Consider the following 3,755-nt stretch of genomic DNA (forward strand, 5'->3'; position numbering starts at 1 on the left):
GACTGACACCAGGGACGATATCAGGACTGGCCGGCAGCTTTTCCGGGCGTACAGGGCGCACGCCATCTTTAGCACCAACTGGACCAAGGAAGCACAATTTGAACCCGAATCCAGCCTCTCGGGCCACAATGCATGTCAGGCCGTCTCCACTGATCGAGCTCGAATCCATTTCCGTTTCCTCATGTTTGTGCCGCGGTTAGAACGCGTGCGCTTCGATCAAGCCTATCGCAATCCATCGAGCATGATTTAACTATATGCAAATCAGAACTGAATATTGGCGCGCCTCATGGATGAAGACAGAACAGTCGTAACGCTGGAGGGACGCTCGCGGACGCTGTTCCGCCGCGACCATATCAAGTCCGATGGACGTAAGGTTTCGCTCTACGGATTTGAGTCACCTTCAGGCAAGGTGGGTCCTGAGCTTGTCGGTTTCGGTAATCATAGCTCCGAACTTCGCCGCGACCCGCTTCGCAACACGTGGGCCATATACTCGCCCCACCGCCAATCAAGAACGTTCATGCCGGCCACAGCAGCTGATCCGCTCGCCCCCGAGCGCCCGGGATCGGCGCCCACAGAGATACCCTTTTCGGAGTTCGAACTCGCCGTCTTCGACAACCAGTTCTCCAGCCTTCAAGCTGATGGAGGCGCATCGAAGCCAAGCCGATGGGCAACCGGCTCTGCATATGGACGATGCGAAGTAATTGTCTACACCGCTGAATCCGAAGGCAGCCTTCAAAGTATAGGACAAGAGCGGCGCGTATTGCTTATTGAAGCGCTTATCGACCGGTATAAGTCGCTTTTCGAGGGTGGCGCAGCATATGTCTTGCCATTCGAGAACCGAGGCCAGGAAGTTGGCGTGACACTGCCACACCCTCATGGTCAGATCTACGCGTTTGCCATTGTTCCGGAGCCACAGGCGGCGGCTGCGCGGGCGTTCGCAGCCGGCTATGACTTGGTTGCGGACCACGCCTCTTGGGACGGCGCTTTCGATATCGCATCAGACGATGGCTTCGTGGCCTTCTCTCCACCCTTCGCTCGGTTTCCCTTCGAGACATGGATCATGCCTAGCCGGCCCTGTCGGGGGCCCTGGGACCTGAACGCAGATGGTATAGAGGCCCTCGCCCGCATGCTCGGTGATATCCCGCGACGGCTCGACAGCCTATTCGGCGCGCCCATGCCCTACATGATGAGCTTTCAGGCTGCACCGCGTGAGGCCGGGGATGAGTTTCAGTTCACCGTCCAGTTCTTCCCGATCATGCGCGATGCGGGCCGCCTTAAATATCTTGCCAGTGTGGAACAGTTTACGGGTGTCTTCACAGTCGATGTCGTACCGGAACAAGCAGCCGAAAGGCTCCGGGTACTATGACAAACCCATCCAGTCTCGTCACGCGGGAGGCGACGGTTCCGTGCCGAGTGAACCTCATCGGTGAGTGGATCGATTTCAATGGCGGCACCGTTTTGCCGATGGCGTTGGCACCATCCGCGACCGTGCAGATAACCGCCAACGGAACGGCCCTGGACGGGATCAAATCCACGAACTTCGCGGTGAGTCAAAATTTTACCATCGATGCACCCGCAGAAGACCATTGGTCGGATTATGTTCGCGGCGCCTTGCAGTATGCGCGAAGTCGAAACTGGATCGAGAGTGGACAAGACGTGAGCGTCGAAAGCACCATTCCTGTTGGGGCCGGGCTGTCATCGTCAGCTGCCATCATCGTAGCAACGCTAAAAGCTGCAAGCAGTGGCCTTGCAGACGTAGATGGAGAGGCGCTGGCGTTCGCAGCGAAGGAAATCGAGAACAACTTTATCGGTGTGCCCTGCGGTATTATGGACCAGATGGCTGTGGCACTGGGAGAGCCCGGTACGGTGCTGGCGCTTGATACCCGGGATTGTTCCTACGCGCTGCTGGACCTGCCGGAGGCATGGTCGGTTGTCGTTATTCATTCAGGTGTCCGTCGGGCCCTTTCCGACGGGCGCTACCGAGTCCGGCGCGACCAATGCCTTGAAGCGGCCGCAACACTTGGCGTGGATTACTTATGCGAGGCCAGCCTGTTGTCTATCGACGCTCTCGATGCACCGCTCCTCAACAGAGCCCGACATGCAATATCTGAGGCCGCGCGATCAAGGGACGCCATAGCAGCGCTACGCACAGGTGACCGTTCCAAATTCGGTAGATTGATGAATGAAAGCCACGACTCGCTTCGCGAGGATATGGCGGTCTCCACCCCCGAAATCGACCAACTCGTTTGCGACGCTGTCAGCCTTGGCGCTGACGGCGCACGCATCACAGGTGCGGGATTCGGTGGCTGTATTGTGGCGCTTGTTGAGCCGGAACGCGTGGAAACTTGGTGGAACGCGCTCAAACTTCGACATCCTTCAATCGAGCGGATCATTTGAGTGCGGACCTCTGAACAGACGGAGATTTCCTCGCACGATTGGCACGTCAAGTTCGATGCCGCGCGGGAGGGATTGTCAAAGGAACCGGGCTTGGGGTGATCGATCTCAGCAAGCAGCCTCCTTCATGTCGAAAAATCTGTTCCACTACTTCAAAACGTCGCGTGCAATCGTCCAGCTTGGCGGGCTAAACTACGTCAGATTTCCACTGGCGCTCCGAAACGTTGAAGACCTTCTTCATGAGCGCGGGATCGATATCTGCTACGAAAGCGTCCGTCTCTGGGTCGATCGGTTCGGCACATACTTCGCACACAAGATCAGGAGACGGCGCTCCGAGTCGATGCGAAGAATCCCGCAATGGCGGTGGCACCTGGACGAGGTCTTCGTGAAGATCTGCGGCGAGAGGCACTATCTCTGACGAGCTGTCGACCACGAAGGAGAAGTCCTTGAATCCTACGTCACTGATACGGCTGCTGAGTTGAAATTCCTGAAGAAAGCAATGAAGCGCTATGGCAGCCCGGATGTCGTCCTTGCGGGCAAGCGCCCCTGTTATCGAGCGGCTATGAAAGCGATCGGGAATGAGAAGCGCCAGGAAAACGGACACCATCTCAATAATCGGGCGGAGAACTCGCACTGATATTGCCAAAGGAAATGACATTTCTAGTGTTTGATAGCCGATTGTTTCCTGTTGCTCTTCTCCGCACCGTAGTTGCCACAGCGTGGTTCGCCGGAAATTGGGGCGACGGCGCAAGCAGCACCGTTCTGAATTTCCTCCTTTGACAATACCCCGCAAAGCATCAGGCACTGGTCTCGGCCGCATCCTCCTTCAACCAACGTAGCAGCGAGCGCACCATGAACACGCCCGAAATCGCTATCGGAAGGCCTGCAAGGAGCACCGCCGACTGAACGACTTTCAGTCCACCAATAAACATTAAGCCTACTGGAAGCAGTCCAAGAATACCGGCCCAGAACAAACGGTGCCAGCGAGCGGGGTCTTCGCCAGCGTGCAAGGCCTGCGTAGCCGCCGAGGCGAGCGTATAGCTTGCGGAATCATAGGTCGTCGCCACGAAGACAGTTGTCACTGCAACGAAAATTGCCAGGGCCACTTTTCCGAATGGAAGATGAGCGATCACGGACGCGATGGCAGAGGCGGCGTCGTCGTGAACCATGTCGACGACCGGCAGTGCGCCTGTAAGCTCAAGGTGCAAAGCGTAGTTTCCAAAGATTATATAGAACGCCCATACACCGAGGCTGCCAAACACCGACATCCCAAGCAGAACCTGGCGGATGGTACGGCCTTTCGAAATTCGCGTGACGAATATTCCGACAAAGGGAGCGAACGCAATCCACCAGGCCCAGTA

The 3,755-nt window shown here is 56.9% G+C and carries 4 protein-coding genes and 1 pseudogene; 4 read left to right on the forward strand and 1 reads right to left on the reverse strand.

Going from position 1 to position 3,755, the window contains the following annotated elements:
- The 4 genes and pseudogenes from ACESNB_RS14005 to ACESNB_RS14020 all read left to right on the forward strand — a co-directional run.
- A partial coding sequence (locus tag ACESNB_RS14005) for a hypothetical protein (RefSeq protein WP_373008358.1) occupies positions 1-250 on the forward strand: 250 nt, incomplete at its 5' end.
- Between the two features lie 36 nt (positions 251-286).
- Positions 287-1,366 carry a galactose-1-phosphate uridylyltransferase gene (locus ACESNB_RS14010; protein ID WP_373008360.1) on the forward strand — a complete coding sequence of 360 codons (1,080 nt, stop codon included), beginning with the start codon at positions 287-289 and terminating at the stop codon, positions 1,364-1,366.
- A complete protein-coding gene (galK, locus tag ACESNB_RS14015) occupies positions 1,363-2,397 on the forward strand; it encodes a galactokinase (RefSeq protein WP_373008362.1) in 1,035 nt (344 codons plus the stop codon). The genes ACESNB_RS14010 and galK overlap by 4 nt, the downstream gene beginning before the upstream one ends.
- A gap of 124 nt (positions 2,398-2,521) precedes the next feature.
- Positions 2,522-3,028, forward strand: a pseudogene (locus ACESNB_RS14020) (transposase); the annotation flags it as partial.
- Positions 3,029-3,191: 163 nt separating this feature from the next.
- Here the strand turns inward: ACESNB_RS14020 and ACESNB_RS14025 are convergent.
- On the reverse strand, positions 3,192-3,755 hold a 564-nt coding region (locus ACESNB_RS14025), incomplete at its 5' end, for a BCCT family transporter (RefSeq protein WP_373008364.1).

Source organism: Hyphomonas sp., assembly GCF_041689225.1.
GTDB lineage: Bacteria > Pseudomonadota > Alphaproteobacteria > Caulobacterales > Hyphomonadaceae > Hyphomonas.